The organism is Secundilactobacillus mixtipabuli (assembly GCF_002217925.1).
Taxonomy (GTDB): domain Bacteria; phylum Bacillota; class Bacilli; order Lactobacillales; family Lactobacillaceae; genus Secundilactobacillus; species Secundilactobacillus mixtipabuli.
The window spans coordinates 24,292-40,867 of record NZ_BCMF01000008.1; the positions used below are offsets into that span (position 1 = coordinate 24,292).

Genomic DNA, 16,576 nt, shown 5'->3' on the forward strand with positions numbered 1-16,576 from the left:
AGTCACAATACTATTCTATCGAAATGAAAACGTTTTAGCTAGTGAAGCCCACCATCAATTTTAGAAGTGCCAATATTCACCAAGATGTGCAAAGAAGCCAGGAGATCATCCCAGCTTCTTTTAACAATTTACTTCTCGCTGATAGCAGCAATACCAGGTAAAGTCTTACCTTCAAGGTATTCCAATGAGGCACCGCCACCGGTAGAAATGTGGGTCAATTTGTCGCCAACACCAAGTTGTTGAACGGCAGCAGTTGAGTCACCACCACCAACAATGGTCGTTGCATCGCTTAAAGTACCCAAGAATTTACCGATTTCAAGTGTTCCTTCAGCGTAGTTACTCATTTCAAACACACCCATTGGGCCGTTCCAAACAACTAACTTAGCATCTTTTAAAACATCTTCAAATAAAGCAACTGACTTAGGGCCGATATCCAATGCCATGTAACCGTCAGGAATGTCACCATCAACGGTCTTGTGTGCAGCATCGTTGTCAAACTTTTCGGCAACAACTGAATCGATAGGCAATACTAACTTGTCGCCAGCCTTGTCCATGATCTCTTTAGCTAAATCGATCTTGTCTTTTTCAACTAATGAGTTACCGATCTTCATACCCTTTGCAGCGTAGAAGGTATAAGTCATCCCACCACCGATAATAACCTTATCGGCTTTGTCTAATAAGTTGTCAATAACACCGATCTTATCAGAAACCTTGGCACCACCCAAGATAGCAACAAATGGGTGAGCTGGGTGAGAAACGGCACCACCGATAAACTTGATTTCCTTTTCCATTAAGAAACCAGCAGCGGTTTGTGGCATGTTGGAAGCAATCCCAACGTTAGAAGCATGTTGACGGTGAGCAGTACCGAAAGCATCGTTGATGAAGAGATCACCAAGTGATGCCCAGTATTTGCCTAAGGCTGGATCATTTTTTGATTCGCGCTTAACTTGTTCGCCGTTCTTAACGTCTTCATAACGGGTGTTTTCCATTACTAATACGTCGCCATCGTTCATCTTGTTAATGGCATCTTCAAGCTGTGAACCTTCAGTTGCAGGAACAAAGGTTACGGGCTTGTTCAACAAGTTTGAAAGACGTTCTGCAACTGGACGCATTGATAAGCCAGGCTTGTCGTCTTCAGACTTGATCCGGCCTAAGTGAGAAAGCAAGATTGCTTTACCACCATGGTCGATCACGTATTGAATCGTTGGTAAGGCAGCAACGATACGGTTATCATTGCCAATCACACCGTCTTTGATGGGAACATTAAAGTCCACACGCATCAAGACTTTTTTACTCTTTAAATCTAAATCTGAAACGGTTAATTTAGCCAATTTTAAGTCCTCCTGATTTATATCAAGTTGATCATTGTGACCTATGGTACAAGTCAATTGTTGTAAAAGGCGGAGAAAGTCTCCCTCCTCCGCCTTCTAGTTTTTACTCATTAATGATTAAAGTGAAGCAAAGTGCAACAATGTACGAACCATGTTGCAAGTGAAGCCCCATTCGTTATCGTACCAAGCAACAGTCTTAACTAATTGAGTGTCACCAGCAGTAGTAACTTCAGTTTGAGTTGGGTCAAATACTGAACCATGAGGGTCATCGATAACATCAGTAGAAACGATTTCATCATCGTTGTAACCAAATGCATCGTTGTTAACAGTGTGCTTCTTGATAGCTTCGTTAACTTCGTCAGCAGTAACCTTCTTGTCAAGGACAGCAACTAATTCAGTCAATGAACCATCAACAACAGCAACACGTTGTGCATGGCCTTGGAGCTTGCCGTTCAATTCAGGAACAACAAGACCGATAGCCTTAGCAGCACCAGTTGAATGAGGAATGGTGTTAATGCTTGCAGTACGGTTGTTACGCATCTTCTTACCGCGAGGGCCATCAAGAATTTGTTGAGTTGCGGTGAAGGCGTGGACAGTAGTCATAGTACCAGCCTTGATACCGAATTCTTCGTTCAAGAAGTAAGCTAATGGTGCCAAGCAGTTAGTCGTGCATGAACCAGCTGAAACGATCTTGTCGTCAGCTTGTAAAGTATCCAAGTTAACACCTGGAACAACTGTACGAACGGCACCGGCAGGAGCTGAAACAAGGACACGCTTTACGCCAGCGTCCAAGTGAGCTTGTGACTTTTCTTCTGAAGTGTAAAAACCAGTACATTCGAGAACAAAGTCAACACCGTCGTTCTTAACCCAAGGAATGTTTTGAGCCTTTGGTTCTGCATATACAGGGATTTCCTTACCATCAACAACGATACCTTTATCAGTTGCTGAAACTTCGCCAGGGAAACGACCATGTGTTGAATCATACTTTAATAAGTAAGCCAACATTGAAGGGGTAGTCAAATCATTGATTGCTGCCACTTCGATTTCGTTAGAATGAAGTTCGTGAATCCGCTTGAATGCTAAACGGCCAATACGGCCAAAACCGTTAATACCAATTTTTACAGTCATAACTGTGTTTTCCTCCTTTAGGAAGTGAAAAAATAATTATTTTAAACAGCGACACTAGTACATAGTATCACTACTTTAAAATCATGTCAGCTAAACCTTCGTCCGTGATTAAAAATGTCTTGGCCGGAGGAATTTTGAAATATGCCTCGACTGCAGCAGCCTTACTACGGCCACCAGCAACTGCAACAACCAGGTCCATTCGATCAAGATCTGAAATCGACAAGCCTAGTTTGGGAACCCGATAGACAATCTGACCATCCTGGTCAAAGAAATCACCAAAGGCTTCCCCTACTGCATGCCGCTTCACTAGAGTTGCCATTACTTCGTCGGACATTTGGCGTCGCCTTGCCATTGCCATCGCATCACCCACACAGTGAATTGCCACATTAGCATGGTCAATCAATTCGAGGGTTTTTGCAATTGCAGGCTCGTGACGTAAAGAAGTTGAGGTTGACTCGGAGCTTAATTCTGGTAAATACAACGCTTGAAAGTGGCCCTTTGTTGCCTCAGCCATCCGTGCGCAAATTGTATTGGCCTGAATATCGGGAGATTCACCCATACCGCCCCGAGCCGGTACAAATGTCAATTGCCGGTCTTCGGCTAACGTTGACGACAGGGTTTCCGCGACCGCTGCCATTGTGGTGCCACCCATGACAGCAACAATACTGTCACCAACGGGTAAATGCTGCTGAAGTAAATCATTGGCAGCCTTACCCATCGCCCGTTTAACATCCTGTTTAACATCCGAATCACCCGGAACAATTAAACAGTTTGTTAAGCCAAGACGAGCTTTCAGCTGCGTTTCCTTCTTCTGAAGGCCTGTCAGATCCGCTACCACCGGCTGTAAGTTAAGCACTGCTTCTTGACCTTCATCCGTTAGCCAGACACCGTTCGTCTGCATAGAAACCAGACCGGTATCAAGTAAACTATCAAGATCAGTTCTAACTGTTCGCTCAGTCAGATCCATCTTTTCAGCTAACGACCGTCGACCGACCGGTTGCATCTGTCTGATCGTCAGCAGCATCGAATAGCGTCTGAGCAGCTTGTGGGTCATTTTCGGAACAACCGCGTTCACCCATCTCCACTCAAAGTCCATAGTCTTAACCAACTCTCTATCATCATTGGGACATGTTATGTCCCACGGTGACGTAATGCGACCCATGCGGGCCAAAAATTAATGGGTACTTATCGTTACCCACATTTGAGATTATAGCAGGGCAGTCCGTTAAATGCAAACTGACTTAAAAAAATTATTTCAGATCATCCTTCACCTCAATTCTGAGATTTCCTCTTGTATTTATATGCAAATTCGAGTATAGTATTCTAGTGTTGAAAAGGAAATATGCGCCCGTAGTGTAATGGATCGCACGTAAGATTCCGGTTCTTGAAATGGGGGTTCGATTCCCTCCGGGCGCATAATCTAATGGTACAAAAAACAGGATTCCCTTATTGGGTGTCCTGTTTTTTTACCAACAAATTAAAATAACAAGTAATAAAATCCAGCTACACCGATAAACCGGTAAATCCATGGCTTGATGGTGGCCAAATCCCACTTACTGGACAGTCGAGCAGCAATCATCGTTCCAACTGAGGCAGCTAACATTCCCACTAATATGTATGGTATCTCCTGGGTCCCTAAAATACCGCTAACTGCCCGTACGCTGGTAATATAAATCGAGTCCAGCAGGAAAAAGCCTTGGAGATTAGCAAGGTATTCAGGCATTGACTTCGCCAGTGACAAAAAATAAAGTGCCATCAGCGGACCCCCGATCCCGAATAACCCACTGAAAAAACCAGAAACCACCATGAACAGTAGTGCAACATACCACGGATACCGGCGACTGCCAGCTTTTTTTGAGCTTAGGAAATAGATGCACAGCACGATCAGTAACGTGCCTAACATTAACCGCAGTACGTGAGTATCCAATACTTTACCCAACTGAACGGACCAAGTTGCGACTGCAGCGTAGATAATCATTGCTGGCAAAACCCGTTTTAATTTAAAGTCATGACGGTAATGCATCGATAACGCAATTTCGCTTGAAAACATGATGATGCCGCCAATTCCGGCAGCCTGCGCCATCGGTAAAATCGACGGAAAAAAGATCATCATAATAATGACGGCACCGAAACCTGTCAATCCTTGTATCAAGCCAGCAAGTAAGGCCGGAAAAATAATTAATAGCCACGTCATAAGTATCCCCCTGTGAAACACCAGATTTACATCTAGTATGATAATTTCTTTAGTAAGAGTCAATGCTAGCAACATACTAGTAAAGGTATAATTTAACGGGCATTCAAACAGTATCTCCTGCCAAAATATGTTATTCTAATCTTTGGTGTTAAAGCTAATATGATGTGTTTTACCAACGAAGTGATTTTGTTTGACCTTTTTTGACCTTTAGGTTAAACTACACATCAGTTAGTCAAACAGACTAATCCACTATAGATCATAAGGAGGCTGCAAAGCTATGAACTTAGTCCCAACGGTTATTGAACAATCTTCCCGCGGCGAACGTGCTTATGATATTTACTCTCGCCTATTAAAGGATAGAATTATCATGCTTTCCGGTCCGATTGAAGACGATATGGCAAACGCAATTATCGCTCAACTGTTGTTCCTGGATGCACAAGATTCAACAAAAGATATTTACCTTTACATCAACTCTCCCGGTGGTGTAATCACTTCTGGTATGGCAATCTACGATACCATGAACTTTATCCAGTCTGATGTCCAAACCATTGTTACTGGGATGGCTGCATCAATGGCCAGTGTCTTGGCTTCTTCTGGTACTAAAGGTAAGCGTTTCGCATTACCACACTCACAAGTTTTGATTCACCAACCATCTGGTGGTGCTCAAGGTCAACAAACTGAAATTGAAATTGCGGCTGAAGAAATTCTAAAAGCTCGTAAGATGATCAACGAAATCTTATCAGAAAACTCGGGTCAACCAATTGAACGGGTTAACACTGATACTGAACGTGACCACTACTTAACCGCTCAAGAAGCTGTTGATTATGGTTTGATTGATTCAATCATGACCAGTTCAAAGGACCGTAAATAATATTTACACAGCATCATAAAAAGACGAACCTAACGGGTTCGTCTTTTTTTAGTGTTTTAACATCACTTTGGCAACTTGCTGAATATCTTCAGGTGTGGTTCGACAACAGCCACCAATTAAACTAGCGCCTGCTGCAAGCCACTTGGGAACTAATTCACTAAACGTTGGTGCAGCTGGATTCACCTGCCACGTCTTGGAAGCCGGGTCATAAGTATCACCATTATTAGGGTAGACAACGATGGGTTTTGTGGTCACAGTTGCAACCGTTTTAACTCGTTTTTCAATGTTAGTCATCGCCGTACAGTTAACACCAATTGCAACCACTTGCGGGTGATCTTCAAAGTAAGCCACCGCTTTACTCAAAGAGGTTCCATCACAAAGTCGTCCCTGTTGATCCACACTAAAGGAAACCCACGCAGGCAATGTTGAAAATTCATTCTCTAATAGGGCGACTAGTGCTTTTGCCTCTTCAAAGTTGGGCTGCGTTTCAAACGCAAACAGGTCCACACCAGCAGCTGCTAATAACTGCATCCGTTCCCGGTGAAAATTCTGGTACTGTTGTCGGCTTAACTGATAGTTTCCAGTGTACTCACTGCCGTCAGCCAAGTAGGCACCGTAAGGCCCAACACTACCCGCAATCCATAGCGGCCTTTTCGTTTTTGTGGCCGCTAGGTATGTGTCCCGAGCCTGCTGTGCTAATTTTACCGATTCCGTAATTAACCGACGGCCTTCAGCAGGCGTGAGGCCAGCAGCTTCAAACGCTGGTACGTTAGCTTGATAACTATCAGTGATAGCCACGTTTGCGCCGACCTCAAAATAACGTTTATGTACTGCCACCACTGCTTGAGGATCGTGAATTAACGCCATAGCTGACCACAATTCGGTATCCGTTTTAACGCCAAGTTTTTCAAGCTCAGTTGCCATCGCACCATCAACCACGAGTGGCTGATCAAAATCTATTCTTTCCATTTATCATATTCCTCTCACATTTCAACTTGCATTCTCATAATTTTTAATGGTATTCTAATTCTCGTTGATTTGCAATTATGGAGGTGTCATTATTTGGAGAAAAAAACACATACAACCTTAGAACGCAAAATGACGTCACGCCATTTGTTTATGATCTCATTGGGCGGCGTTATTGGTACCGGCCTGTTTCTAAGTTCCGGTTATACCATTCACGAAGCGGGTCCAGTTGGGACAATTTTAGCATACGGGATTGGTGCCATTGTGGTGTATCTTGTCATGCTGTGTTTAGGAGAATTATCAGTTGCTATGCCACAAACGGGGTCCTTTCACGTCTATGCTGACCGGTTTATTGGCCATGGCACCGGATTTACCGTTGCCATTTTATACTGGCTGACGTGGACTGTAGCGTTAGGCTCAGAATTCACCGCAGCTGGCCTCATCATGAGTAAGTGGTTTCCGCACTCGCCCACGTGGATCTGGAGCGCCCTCTTCATGATCGTTATTTTCTCATCCAATGTCTTATCCGTTAAATTCTTTGCTAACACTGAATTTTGGTTTTCCAGCATCAAAGTCGTTGCCATTATTCTGTTTATCATTTTAGGTGGCCTCGCAATCTTTGGCCTCCTTCACATTAAAGGCTATCAGCACGCACCCTACTTTGCTAACCTCTTCAAAGATGGTCTGTTCCCAAACGGTTTTAAAGCGGTCTTTACCACCATGCTGACCGTTAATTTTGCCTTCTCTGGGACGGAATTGATTGGCGTTACTGCCGGCGAAACTAAGGACCCTGATATCACTCTGCCTAAGGCGATTCACACAACCCTATTTCGGCTCATCATCTTCTTTATTGGCAGTATCACAGTTATGTCGGCACTCATTCCATGGCAAAAGGCCGGCGTCAATCAAAGCCCGTTCGTCTTGGTCTTCAACAGTATTGGTTTACCATTCGCAGGTGATTTGATGAACTTTGTTGTTTTGACCGCGATTTTATCAGCTGCTAATTCAGGCTTGTATGCTTCAACCAGAATGCTGTGGTCGTTAGCTAACGAAGGGACAATTTCCGTTAGGGTCGCTCAAACAAACCAACGTGGCGTTCCCATGCTAGCACTTTGTCTGAGTATGATCGGTGGTATCCTAGCATTAATATCTAGTGTTGTTGCGGCTTCAACCGTTTATCTTGTCCTGGTTTCAATTTCTGGATTAGCCGTAGTTATCGTGTGGATGGCGATTGCGTTATCCGAAATTAATTTTAGAAAGCAATGGCTCAAAGATGGCCACACGACCGCCGAATTAAAATTCAAAACCCCCTGGTATCCAGTAGTCCCTTGGATTGCTTTTATTATGAGCCTGCTATCGTGTGTCCTGATCGTATTTGATCCAACTCAACGCCCAGCGCTATTCTACATGGTTCCTTTTTTAGCTCTATGTTATGCCGTCTATTATGGTAAAAAGGCTTGGGCAAAACACCGTGCCTGTGTTAAGGAAAAATCACTTTAATTTGAAGTCAGCACCACAAATCGATACAAAACAGCGCTTCGGAAAATCCCGTTTGGATTTCACGAAGCGCTGTTTTTACATAGTATGACAACCGTTTCTAAACGACTTTGGCCGTCCGAAGACTATCAGCAAAGTCACTGATCTTCCGTAACCGGTGGTTGATCCCCGATTTCGAAATGGAACCGCTAGGCAGCATTGCACCCAACTCTTTTAAGCTCACTTCACGATTAGCTAAACGAATCTCAGCCACCTCACGTAACTTTGGTGGCAGCTGATCAAGACCAACCGTGGATTGAATAAAAACAATGTTTTCAATTTGTTTACTGGAAGCATTAGCAACCTTATCCATATTTGCGTTCTCACAGTTAACCAACCGGTTGACCGAATTACGCATATCACGCATGATTCGAACATCTTCAAACTTAAGCATGGCACTGGTAGCTCCAATCAGGGAAAGGAAATCGGCGATTCGCTCCCCCTCTTTGAGGTAAGTAATAAAGCCACCACGTCGGGCTGTCGTCCGGGCATTTAGCTCAAATTGATTGATCATGTCTGCAATCATCTGATTATGATCTTCGTAGACAGAATAAATCTCCAAGTGATAGCGGGACGTCTCAGGATTGTTCACTGATCCCCCAGCCAGGAAAGCTCCCCGTAAATAGGAACGCACTTGACCATCATTTTTAAGCAGTTCTGGGGATACCTTTTCAGTTAACTGCCCATCTTTAAAGATGCCCAAGTCAGCAAGGACTTTTTCTGTCCCTTCATTAACCCGAACAATATAAAGATTATTTTTCTTTAATTTCATTTTACGGCGAACCATTAATTCACTTTCCACATCGTAAAACTGCTTCAGCAGCTGATAAATACGACGCGAAATGGCGGGATTCTCCGTTTGAATATTAAGCACAAAATGGTGATTGGAAATGGCAATAGAACCATTCATCCGAATCAACGCAATGAGTTCAGCCTTAGCATTATCCCGGTGAACTTCTAGCGTTGTCAGCTCTTTTTTAACTTCACTGGCAAATGACATTGGCACTACCTCCCCTCAGCAAACCTCGAAGTGACCTGCCCTAACAGGTTCATCAGTTCGTTAACTACCAGTTCGCCGTTATGAAAGGCACCGTTATCCCGTAGCTCCAAGAAATCGGCAGAAATCACGCGACAGCCCTGTTCTCGTAGACCATGAAAATCATGTTCAACTTGCCTAGACATTTCGTTCCAACGTTGATAATCGATGTATTCATCCGGCACTTTTTGCGTATTAACTAAAACTGTATTGATGACATTTTGCTTTAAATGCTGATTTAAAACGCGAACGTGATCCGCATCGGTAAACTTTTCAGTTTCACCTTTTTGCGTCATAATATTGCAAATATAAACGACTTCCGCCTGCGTCTTTCGAAGCGCATCGCCGACATTACTAATCATTAAGTTCGGTAAAATACTGGTAAACAGACTCCCTGGCCCCAAAACGATTTGATCAGCATTCATAATTGCATCGATTACTTTATCCACCGCTTGCGGCGCAACGTCCTTGTGATTGCTTGAAGTGACCCAAACGTGCTTAATGAGTTTATGAGCTGCTGTAATTTCTGACTCACCGGTCATGGTGGTTCCGTCAGAGAATTCAGCATTCAGTTCTAACGGTTCGTTCGCAGCTGGGTAAATATGACCGTCAACTTGCATAATATCGCATAACTCTTGAACGGCATCAAAAATCCCATTTTTCATTTCTGATAGTGCCGCAATGACTAAATTACCTAACGCATGTCCAGCAAAGAACTGATCTGTACTATCAAACCGGTACTGGAATAGCTGTAACACGAGTGGTGAGAGCTGAGACAAGGAAACGACTACGTTTCGAATATCTCCAGGTGGCACAACGTTCACATAATTGCGAATAATGCCAGATGAGCCGCCATCATCTGCTACGGTAACCACAGCAGTGATGTCCACGTCGCGCCCCTTTAAATTACGCAGGATGACTGGTAGGCCAGTGCCTCCGCCCATCACAACGATTTTGGGTCGCCGTCGTTCTTCCATCATCATAATTAGTTTGATTCCTTTCGCTTAGAAATATCGCGGTGAGAAATATGTACTGGGTACTTTTCACCCAGCGCATTTCCAAGCCGCTCCGCCAGCGCGACTGACCGGTGTTGACCACCAGTACAACCGATCGCTATGGTTAAATTATTTTTACCTTCCCGCTTATAGCCTGGCATAATCGATTCTAGTAAACCTAAGAATTGCTTATAGAAGGCTTCGGTCTCAGGCTGCTTCATGACATAATCGTAGACCGGCTGATCCAGACCTGTCAGATTTTTAAGTTCAGGCCGATAGTACGGATTAGGCAAGAACCGGACGTCCATCACAATATCAGCATCAATGGGTAACCCGTATTTAAAGCCAAACGACATGACTTCCACATGGAATTTTTCGATATCGCCAGCCTCAAACGTGTGAAAAATTTCTTCACGTAGTTTGCGTGGTGATAATTGCGTCGTATTAATCACTAACTGGGCAGCTTGCTTAAGTGGCGCTAATAACTTCCGTTCTGCCTTAATGCCGTCTACCACCCTGCCGTTACGGGCCAAGGGATGGGACCGCCGAGTTTCCTTATAACGTGAAACCAAGGTTTCATCATCGGCGTCCAAAAAGACAATTTGGGCTGCGTCCGATTGATTTAAAGTTGAAATATCATCGGTCATATGCACAATTTCATCATAAAATGCCTTTGCCCGTAAATCGATCACAACAGCAACTTTTTTGATTTTACCGGTTTCGCGAACCAGTTCCCAGAACTTATTCATTAACGAAGGCGGCATATTGTCGATACAAAAATATCCCAGGTCTTCAAAGGCCTGCATGGCGACTGTTTTACCAGCACCGCTCATACCAGAAATAATGACCAGTTGCACATCATTTTCCATAGCTCTATCTCCCATCAAATCAATCATTTAAACATTCTAACACACCAGGCGTGTCATTACTAATTTCAACCGGGTGTTTTATTAAAAATAACTGCCGATGGCTCAGCGTCACCAGCAGTTATCCACTCATTTTAAAAAATAACCGTTAACGTCTTGCAAATGCCAACACAATTGCGTTTATTCCAAATACGACCAGGTAGAACCCAATCAGCCAAGTAATGGATAGCATGGCAATCATTGGTTCAATTAATAACATGATGCCCAGCAATAACGACAAGACATCCAGAATAATAGAAGCAATAAAATAGCCGTTGCCGAAATCACGTAGATGACTAACGACTGCCAGCCTTTCCACTGAATCGATAATAAACCAAAACGCAACAACGTAACCCAGTACGACTATCCCGCTGCTTGGTTTAATGATGAAGAACAGGCCAATCAGTAAATCAACCACGGCGAAAATCAGTGCTGCATTAGCCCAGTTTCCAACAAAATCACGTAACTTACTAACACCTGATAACGTGGTCAGGCCACTCAGTATCGCTAGAAAGCCCAAAATGACTACCATAGCGGTTAAACTGACCCGTGGCATACCAACTACCACATAAGCTGCAACTAAACTAAGAACCCCCGTAATTAATTCGTGCCAATCAAACCCCCATTGAGGTCGCATACTAAACATAGGCTCACTCCCACTCTTTAAACTGTTTTATCTACATCAATCATAGCGATTATGCTAGCCTAGGGCAACCAATAAATCATCAGCCAGTTAGTGTTGCAACATTGCATCAACCAGCACCGCCCTTAGATCTGCCAGCGAAATATTAGGCTGCTGATCTAACCCAATCAAATAAAAATGTCGGTGATACTGTTCGCCTAATGGCTGCCGATTAACTTGATCTGGCAGGATTCCTTCAGACATCAGTGTTCTGCCGATACCGTTAGTCAACAGCCCAATAATGCTTTGATTACTGTCTACCACCAATGTTTTTTGCGGCACGATACCCTGTTCATGTAAATAGGCTTCAGTATAATGTCGCACGCCGGAACCCGGTTCACGCAGCAACCAAAGAGTTGCATCGTTTTTACCTGCTAGGACCAGCCGATCTCCTGGTAATTCTGTTTGCAAAATGTAATCCGCTACGATTGGCTTTTCAATGATGCCATATGCGACTTGCCGATCAACAACAGCTTGAAGAATACTTTCAGAATTCATGGTTCGAATTTCAAACTGAAAGCGGGCATCCGCTAAAAGTGTCTCAATCACCCTTGGCAATAATTCTACCGATGTGGTCTGCGAGAAGCCCAGTATCGCCTTAATCTGTGGCCGTTCAACAGACTGCTTCAATTGCTCGAAGCCCTGATTCCACGTGCGCTGCAACTGCTCTGCGGTCTGGTAAAGTTTAGCAGCAGCCGGCGTTGGTTGAACCTGTCGGTGTCGACTGCGGTCAAACAGACTGACACCCAGCTGTTTTTCTAGCTGATTGATCTGAACAGAAACGCTGGGTTGGGAAATAAACAACTGCTTGGCCGCCAAGGAAAAATTCCGGGTTTCATAGACCGCCATAAAAGTCATCAATAGTTTATCCATGCGCACACTCCCCTGTTATTAGTATTTTTAATTAAAACTATTACCAATTGATATTTTATTAATGATACCAACTTCTGTATACTTCAACAAGTATTAATAAGAGAGGAAGTATCATTATGAAACCAGAACGGGCAGTCTTACCGGGACTCATTTTGAGTTTTATTATTGCCATTATCAGTCAGTTGATCAATTCAACTCTCATCAAGGGAATCGGTGCGCCAACCGTTGCGCTGTTAATTGGTATTGCCCTTGGTAACACCATTATTCGCCAACCTATGTGGCAAGCCGGAACCGCGTGGTCGGAAAAACGGCTATTAGAATATTCAGTCCTACTACTGGGTGCCACTATCACCTTCCAAACGATTCGTGAACTGCATTTCACCGGTGTTGGCTTCATTTTATTGCAAATGACCATCACGATTTGCGGTGCGTTATTACTAGGAAAACTACTCCACTTTTCAGAGGGAATGACCTTGCTCATGGCCGGTGGCAACGCAGTGTGTGGTTCATCAGCCATCGCCGCAATCACCCCTGCCATTGAAGCTAAGGATGAAGAAAAAAGGTTAGCCGTTACGCTGGTCAATCTCATGGGAACGATTCTGATGCTGACACTGCCAGTCATTAGTTTATTAGCCTTCCACCACAATAACTTCCTGCGGGGCGCACTAATTGGCGGAACTGTTCAATCAGTGGGCCAAGTGATTGCCAGTGCCACCATGGTTAATCAGCCAACAACCACCTACGCAACGCTGTTTAAAATTTTGCGGATCATCATGCTAGTAGCCGTGGTTGTGATTTTCAGTCGCATCCACCAACATAACCAATCAGCAAAGGGTGTTGAATCAACAGTCTCAAATAGTTGGAAAAGAGCACTTCCTTGGTACGTTATTGGGTTCGTGGTCCTTTGCACATTGAACTCGTGGTTACATTTCAATCCTGCTATCTCTGGTCTGGCTCATGGCCTATCAGGTTGGTGCGAAGTCACTGCGTTAGCCGCAATTGGTTTGCGATTAAACTTTGCGGCCTTCGTTAAAGCCGGTAAGAAACTGGCGCTATACGGCGGCGGTTTACTGATTATTCAAGTTGCTAGTGCGTTAATCTTAATTACTATTCTACTTTAGCCCAAATTAAAAGCACTCCAGAATTTCAATTCTGGGGTGCTTTATTACTCTCAATATCAATCAGGATTATTTAGCCTTAGAACGTTGTGCTTCTGCCATTCGTTTTTTATCCCGTTCCAAAATTGGACCCAGGTATTGTCCAGTATAACTTTCTTTGACCTGAGCAATTTGCTCTGGTGTCCCGGTAGCGACCACTTGGCCACCACCGTCACCGCCTTCTGGGCCTAAATCGATCAAGTAATCAGCCGTTTTAATAACATCTAGATTATGTTCAATAATTAAAACAGTATTACCCTTATCAACCAGTCGATGCAAAACGTCTAATAATCGCTTGATGTCATCCGTATGCAGACCGGTCGTTGGTTCATCAAGAATGTAGAAGTTTTTGCCATCTGCTTTCTTTTGCAGTTCGGCAGCTAACTTCATTCGTTGTGCTTCCCCACCGGATAAAGTGGTTGCAGATTGCCCCATCGTCACGTAGCCAAGGCCCACATCGTGAATCGTTTGGAGCTTACGGGTGATCTTTGGAATAGCACTGAAGAAGTCCAGTGCTTGATCCACCGTCATGTTCAAAACATCCGCAATGTTCTTTCCCTTATACTCCACTTCAAGCGTTTCAGAGTTATAGCGACTGCCATGACAAACTTCACAGGGCACGTAAACGTCCGGTAAAAAGTTCATTTCAATCTTTAAAATACCGTCACCGTGGCAAGCTTCGCAACGGCCACCCTTAATATTGAAGCTAAACCGACCTTTTTGATAGCCTCGCAACTTAGCTTCAGTCGTTTGAGCAAACAGTCCACGAATATCATCGAAAACGCCCGTATAAGTTGCCGGGTTACTACGTGGTGTTCGGCCGATCGGGCTTTGGTCAATGTTGATGATCTTCTCAATATTCTTAATACCACTAACGGACTTGTACTTCCCAGGCTTTTCAGAATTATGATTGATTTTTTGCGCTAGAACCCGCTTCAAAATCGTGTTTACCAGCGTTGATTTACCTGAACCCGAAACCCCAGTCACCACTACAAATTCTCCCAGGGGAAAATCAACAGTAATATCTTTTAGGTTATTCTCAGCGGCACCGGTAATCCGAATTTTTTTACCATTACCTTTGCTGCGTTCAGTTGGTACGGGCACGAATTTCTTACCTGACAAGTATTGACCAGTTAACGACTTTTTGACCTTCGTCACCTGTTTTGGCGTTCCCGCAGCCATGACATGGCCGCCATGCTCACCAGCACCCGGGCCAATATCAATTAAGTAGTCAGCAGCCAGCATGGTATCTTCATCGTGTTCAACGACAATCAAGGTGTTACCCAAATCACGCATCTTTTTTAAGGATGCAATTAAACGATCATTATCCCGCTGATGCAGCCCAATGGACGGCTCATCTAAAATGTAAAGCACGCCGGATAAATTCGAGCCAATTTGTGTTGCTAACCGGATTCGCTGTGCTTCCCCGCCGGATAGGGTCCGAGCAGAACGACTCAACGTCAAGTAATCCAAGCCAACGTTCTCTAAGAACGTCAGCCGGTCGTTGATTTCCTTCAAGATTGGCTTAGCAATCGTTTCATTTTGTTCACTGAAATGTAATTTTTCAAAAAACGGGATTTCCTTACTAATTGCTAAATCAGAAATTTCCCCGATATGATGACCACCAATTTTTACGGCTAGCGCTTTTCGATTTAACCGGTAGCCATGGCAAGTCTGGCAGGTCAATTCACGAAAGTACTGCTGCATTTGCCCCTGAGTAAAATCAGAACCATTGTGGTAACGTCGTTCAACGTTATTGATTACCCCTTCAAAAGGCGCGTCAGTTTCACGAACACCACCGAAATCACTGTCTAAGACAAAGTGGTATGACTTGCCTTTGGAACCATAGAGCACAAACTGCTGATCTTTTTCAGACAATTTTTGCCATGGCGTGTCCATATCAACACCAGCTTGTTCGCAGGCTTGACGTAACATTTCTGGATAGTATTTGGAACTTGAATTCCACGGTGCCAGCGCACCTTCACGTAATGTTTTAGTATCATCCGGCACGATTAAATCCGGATCCACTTCAAGTTTCATACCTAATCCGTCACAGTCAGGACAAGCACCAAATGGGGCGTTAAAAGAAAACAGCCGCGGTTCTAATTCTCCAACTGTAAACCCACAAACTGGACAGGCATAATGTTCAGAAAACATGATGGGTTCGCCATCGATCAAATCGGCAACAGCGTAGCCACCACTCAAACGCAAGGCTGCTTCAAATGAATCAAAAAGCCGTGAGCGGATGCCATCTTTAACCACAATTCGGTCAACTACAATATCAATTGAGTGCATCTGATTTTTATTTAAATCGAGTTCTTCATCAACATCATGAACCTCACCGTCGATACGAACCCGCACAAAGCCCTCACGTTTGATTTTATCGAATACTTTTTTATGTTGCCCTTTTTTCTCACGGACAATTGGTGACAAAATTTGTAACTTTGTCCGTTCAGGCAAAGAAAGTACCTTATCTACCATTTGCTCAACGGATTGGCTGGTGATTTCAGTGCCATCGTTTGGGCAAATGGGTGTCCCTACTCGCGCCCAAAGTAACCGCAAATAGTCGTTAATCTCAGTCACAGTTCCAACCGTTGAACGGGGGTTCTTCGACGTCGTTTTTTGGTCAATTGAAATTGCTGGTGAAAGGCCATCAATTGAATCCACATCCGGCTTATCCATTTGGCCTAAAAATTGACGGGCATAAGCTGATAGGCTTTGGACGTAACGTCGCTGCCCTTCAGCATACAATGTATCAAAAGCCAGGGAACTCTTGCCAGATCCCGATAAACCAGTCACAACAACCAGTTTATTTTTCGGAATCTTAACGTTTATGTTCTTTAAGTTATGGGCTCTTGCCCCATGAATATCAATATAATCGCTTGCCAAAAGCAATGTCCCC

14 protein-coding genes and 1 tRNA gene are annotated in these 16,576 nt (G+C 43.9%); 4 read left to right on the forward strand and 11 right to left on the reverse strand.

Annotated elements, in window-relative coordinates; all coding sequences use genetic code 11:
- Positions 1–128: 128 nt before the first annotated feature.
- The 3 genes from IWT5_RS08630 to IWT5_RS08640 all read right to left on the reverse strand — a co-directional run bounded on the left by IWT5_RS08630 (position 129) and on the right by IWT5_RS08640 (position 3,555).
- Complete coding sequence (locus IWT5_RS08630) at positions 129–1,331, reverse strand: phosphoglycerate kinase (protein WP_089109559.1); 1,203 nt, start codon at positions 1,329–1,331, stop codon at positions 129–131.
- 117 nt (positions 1,332–1,448) lie between these two features.
- The gene (gene gap, locus IWT5_RS08635) at positions 1,449–2,459 is read right to left on the reverse strand and encodes a type I glyceraldehyde-3-phosphate dehydrogenase (protein ID WP_089109560.1); all 1,011 of its coding nucleotides are present in this window, start codon (positions 2,457–2,459) and stop codon (positions 1,449–1,451) included.
- A gap of 70 nt (positions 2,460–2,529) precedes the next feature.
- Positions 2,530–3,555, reverse strand: a complete 1,026-nt coding sequence (locus IWT5_RS08640; protein ID WP_089109653.1) for a sugar-binding transcriptional regulator — start codon at positions 3,553–3,555, stop codon at positions 2,530–2,532.
- A gap of 248 nt (positions 3,556–3,803) precedes the next feature.
- Here IWT5_RS08640 and IWT5_RS08645 point away from each other — a divergent pair.
- Positions 3,804–3,875, forward strand: a tRNA-Arg gene (locus IWT5_RS08645).
- Between the two features lie 61 nt (positions 3,876–3,936).
- On the opposite strand, the gene IWT5_RS08650 is transcribed toward IWT5_RS08645, so the two are convergent.
- On the reverse strand, positions 3,937–4,653 hold the full coding sequence (locus IWT5_RS08650) for a sulfite exporter TauE/SafE family protein (protein ID WP_089109561.1): 717 nt from the start codon (positions 4,651–4,653) through the stop codon (positions 3,937–3,939).
- A gap of 277 nt (positions 4,654–4,930) precedes the next feature.
- Between IWT5_RS08650 and IWT5_RS08655 the strand changes: the two genes are divergently transcribed.
- Complete coding sequence (locus IWT5_RS08655) at positions 4,931–5,524, forward strand: ATP-dependent Clp protease proteolytic subunit (RefSeq protein ID WP_089109562.1); 594 nt, start codon at positions 4,931–4,933, stop codon at positions 5,522–5,524.
- 48 nt (positions 5,525–5,572) lie between these two features.
- On the opposite strand, the gene mmuM is transcribed toward IWT5_RS08655, so the two are convergent.
- On the reverse strand, positions 5,573–6,493 hold the full coding sequence (gene mmuM, locus IWT5_RS08660; RefSeq protein WP_089109563.1) for a homocysteine S-methyltransferase: 921 nt from the start codon (positions 6,491–6,493) through the stop codon (positions 5,573–5,575).
- A gap of 129 nt (positions 6,494–6,622) precedes the next feature.
- On the opposite strand from mmuM, the gene IWT5_RS08665 reads away from it, so the two are divergent.
- On the forward strand, positions 6,623–7,990 hold the full coding sequence (locus tag IWT5_RS08665; RefSeq protein ID WP_089109654.1) for an amino acid permease: 1,368 nt from the start codon (positions 6,623–6,625) through the stop codon (positions 7,988–7,990).
- 97 nt (positions 7,991–8,087) lie between these two features.
- On the opposite strand, the gene whiA is transcribed toward IWT5_RS08665, so the two are convergent.
- The 5 genes from whiA to IWT5_RS08690 form a co-directional block, all read right to left on the reverse strand.
- Positions 8,088–9,026, reverse strand: coding sequence for a DNA-binding protein WhiA (gene whiA / locus IWT5_RS08670; RefSeq protein ID WP_089109564.1), 939 nt, complete (start codon positions 9,024–9,026; stop codon positions 8,088–8,090).
- Between the two features lie 5 nt (positions 9,027–9,031).
- Entirely contained in the window at positions 9,032–10,042 is a 1,011-nt protein-coding gene (gene mgfK / locus IWT5_RS08675; RefSeq protein ID WP_089109655.1) for a gluconeogenesis morphogenetic factor MgfK, read from the reverse strand.
- Between the two features lie 5 nt (positions 10,043–10,047).
- Positions 10,048–10,926: an RNase adapter RapZ gene (gene rapZ / locus IWT5_RS08680; RefSeq protein ID WP_089109565.1), complete on the reverse strand. Its 879-nt coding sequence runs from the start codon at positions 10,924–10,926 to the stop codon at positions 10,048–10,050.
- A 145-nt stretch (positions 10,927–11,071) separates the two neighbouring features.
- A complete protein-coding gene (locus IWT5_RS08685) occupies positions 11,072–11,608 on the reverse strand; it encodes an HdeD family acid-resistance protein (protein WP_089109566.1) in 537 nt (178 codons plus the stop codon).
- Positions 11,609–11,695: 87 nt separating this feature from the next.
- Entirely contained in the window at positions 11,696–12,517 is an 822-nt protein-coding gene (locus tag IWT5_RS08690) for a LysR family transcriptional regulator (protein ID WP_089109567.1), read from the reverse strand.
- A gap of 116 nt (positions 12,518–12,633) precedes the next feature.
- Here IWT5_RS08690 and IWT5_RS08695 point away from each other — a divergent pair, with 116 nt between their 5' ends.
- On the forward strand, positions 12,634–13,638 hold the full coding sequence (locus IWT5_RS08695) for a YeiH family protein (RefSeq protein WP_089109568.1): 1,005 nt from the start codon (positions 12,634–12,636) through the stop codon (positions 13,636–13,638).
- Between the two features lie 66 nt (positions 13,639–13,704).
- Here the strand turns inward: IWT5_RS08695 and uvrA are convergent, their stop codons facing one another.
- Positions 13,705–16,563, reverse strand: coding sequence for an excinuclease ABC subunit UvrA (gene uvrA / locus IWT5_RS08700; protein ID WP_089109569.1), 2,859 nt, complete (start codon positions 16,561–16,563; stop codon positions 13,705–13,707).
- Between the last annotated feature and the right edge of the window lie 13 nt (positions 16,564–16,576).

Coding starts and splice junctions, on each gene's coding strand:
- gap (WP_089109560.1), bottom strand. CDS start 2,459: ATGACTGTAAAAATTGGTATTAACGGTTTTGGCCGTATTGGCCGTTTA.
- IWT5_RS08640 (WP_089109653.1), bottom strand. CDS start 3,555: ATGGACTTTGAGTGGAGATGGGTGAACGCGGTTGTTCCGAAAATGACC.
- IWT5_RS08650 (WP_089109561.1), bottom strand. CDS start 4,653: ATGACGTGGCTATTAATTATTTTTCCGGCCTTACTTGCTGGCTTGATA.
- IWT5_RS08655 (WP_089109562.1), top strand. CDS start 4,931: ATGAACTTAGTCCCAACGGTTATTGAACAATCTTCCCGCGGCGAACGT.
- mmuM (WP_089109563.1), bottom strand. CDS start 6,493: ATGGAAAGAATAGATTTTGATCAGCCACTCGTGGTTGATGGTGCGATG.
- IWT5_RS08665 (WP_089109654.1), top strand. CDS start 6,623: ATGACGTCACGCCATTTGTTTATGATCTCATTGGGCGGCGTTATTGGT.
- whiA (WP_089109564.1), bottom strand. CDS start 9,026: ATGTCATTTGCCAGTGAAGTTAAAAAAGAGCTGACAACGCTAGAAGTT.
- mgfK (WP_089109655.1), bottom strand. CDS start 10,042: ATGATGGAAGAACGACGGCGACCCAAAATCGTTGTGATGGGCGGAGGC.
- rapZ (WP_089109565.1), bottom strand. CDS start 10,926: ATGGAAAATGATGTGCAACTGGTCATTATTTCTGGTATGAGCGGTGCT.
- IWT5_RS08685 (WP_089109566.1), bottom strand. CDS start 11,608: ATGTTTAGTATGCGACCTCAATGGGGGTTTGATTGGCACGAATTAATT.
- IWT5_RS08690 (WP_089109567.1), bottom strand. CDS start 12,517: ATGGATAAACTATTGATGACTTTTATGGCGGTCTATGAAACCCGGAAT.
- IWT5_RS08695 (WP_089109568.1), top strand. CDS start 12,634: ATGAAACCAGAACGGGCAGTCTTACCGGGACTCATTTTGAGTTTTATT.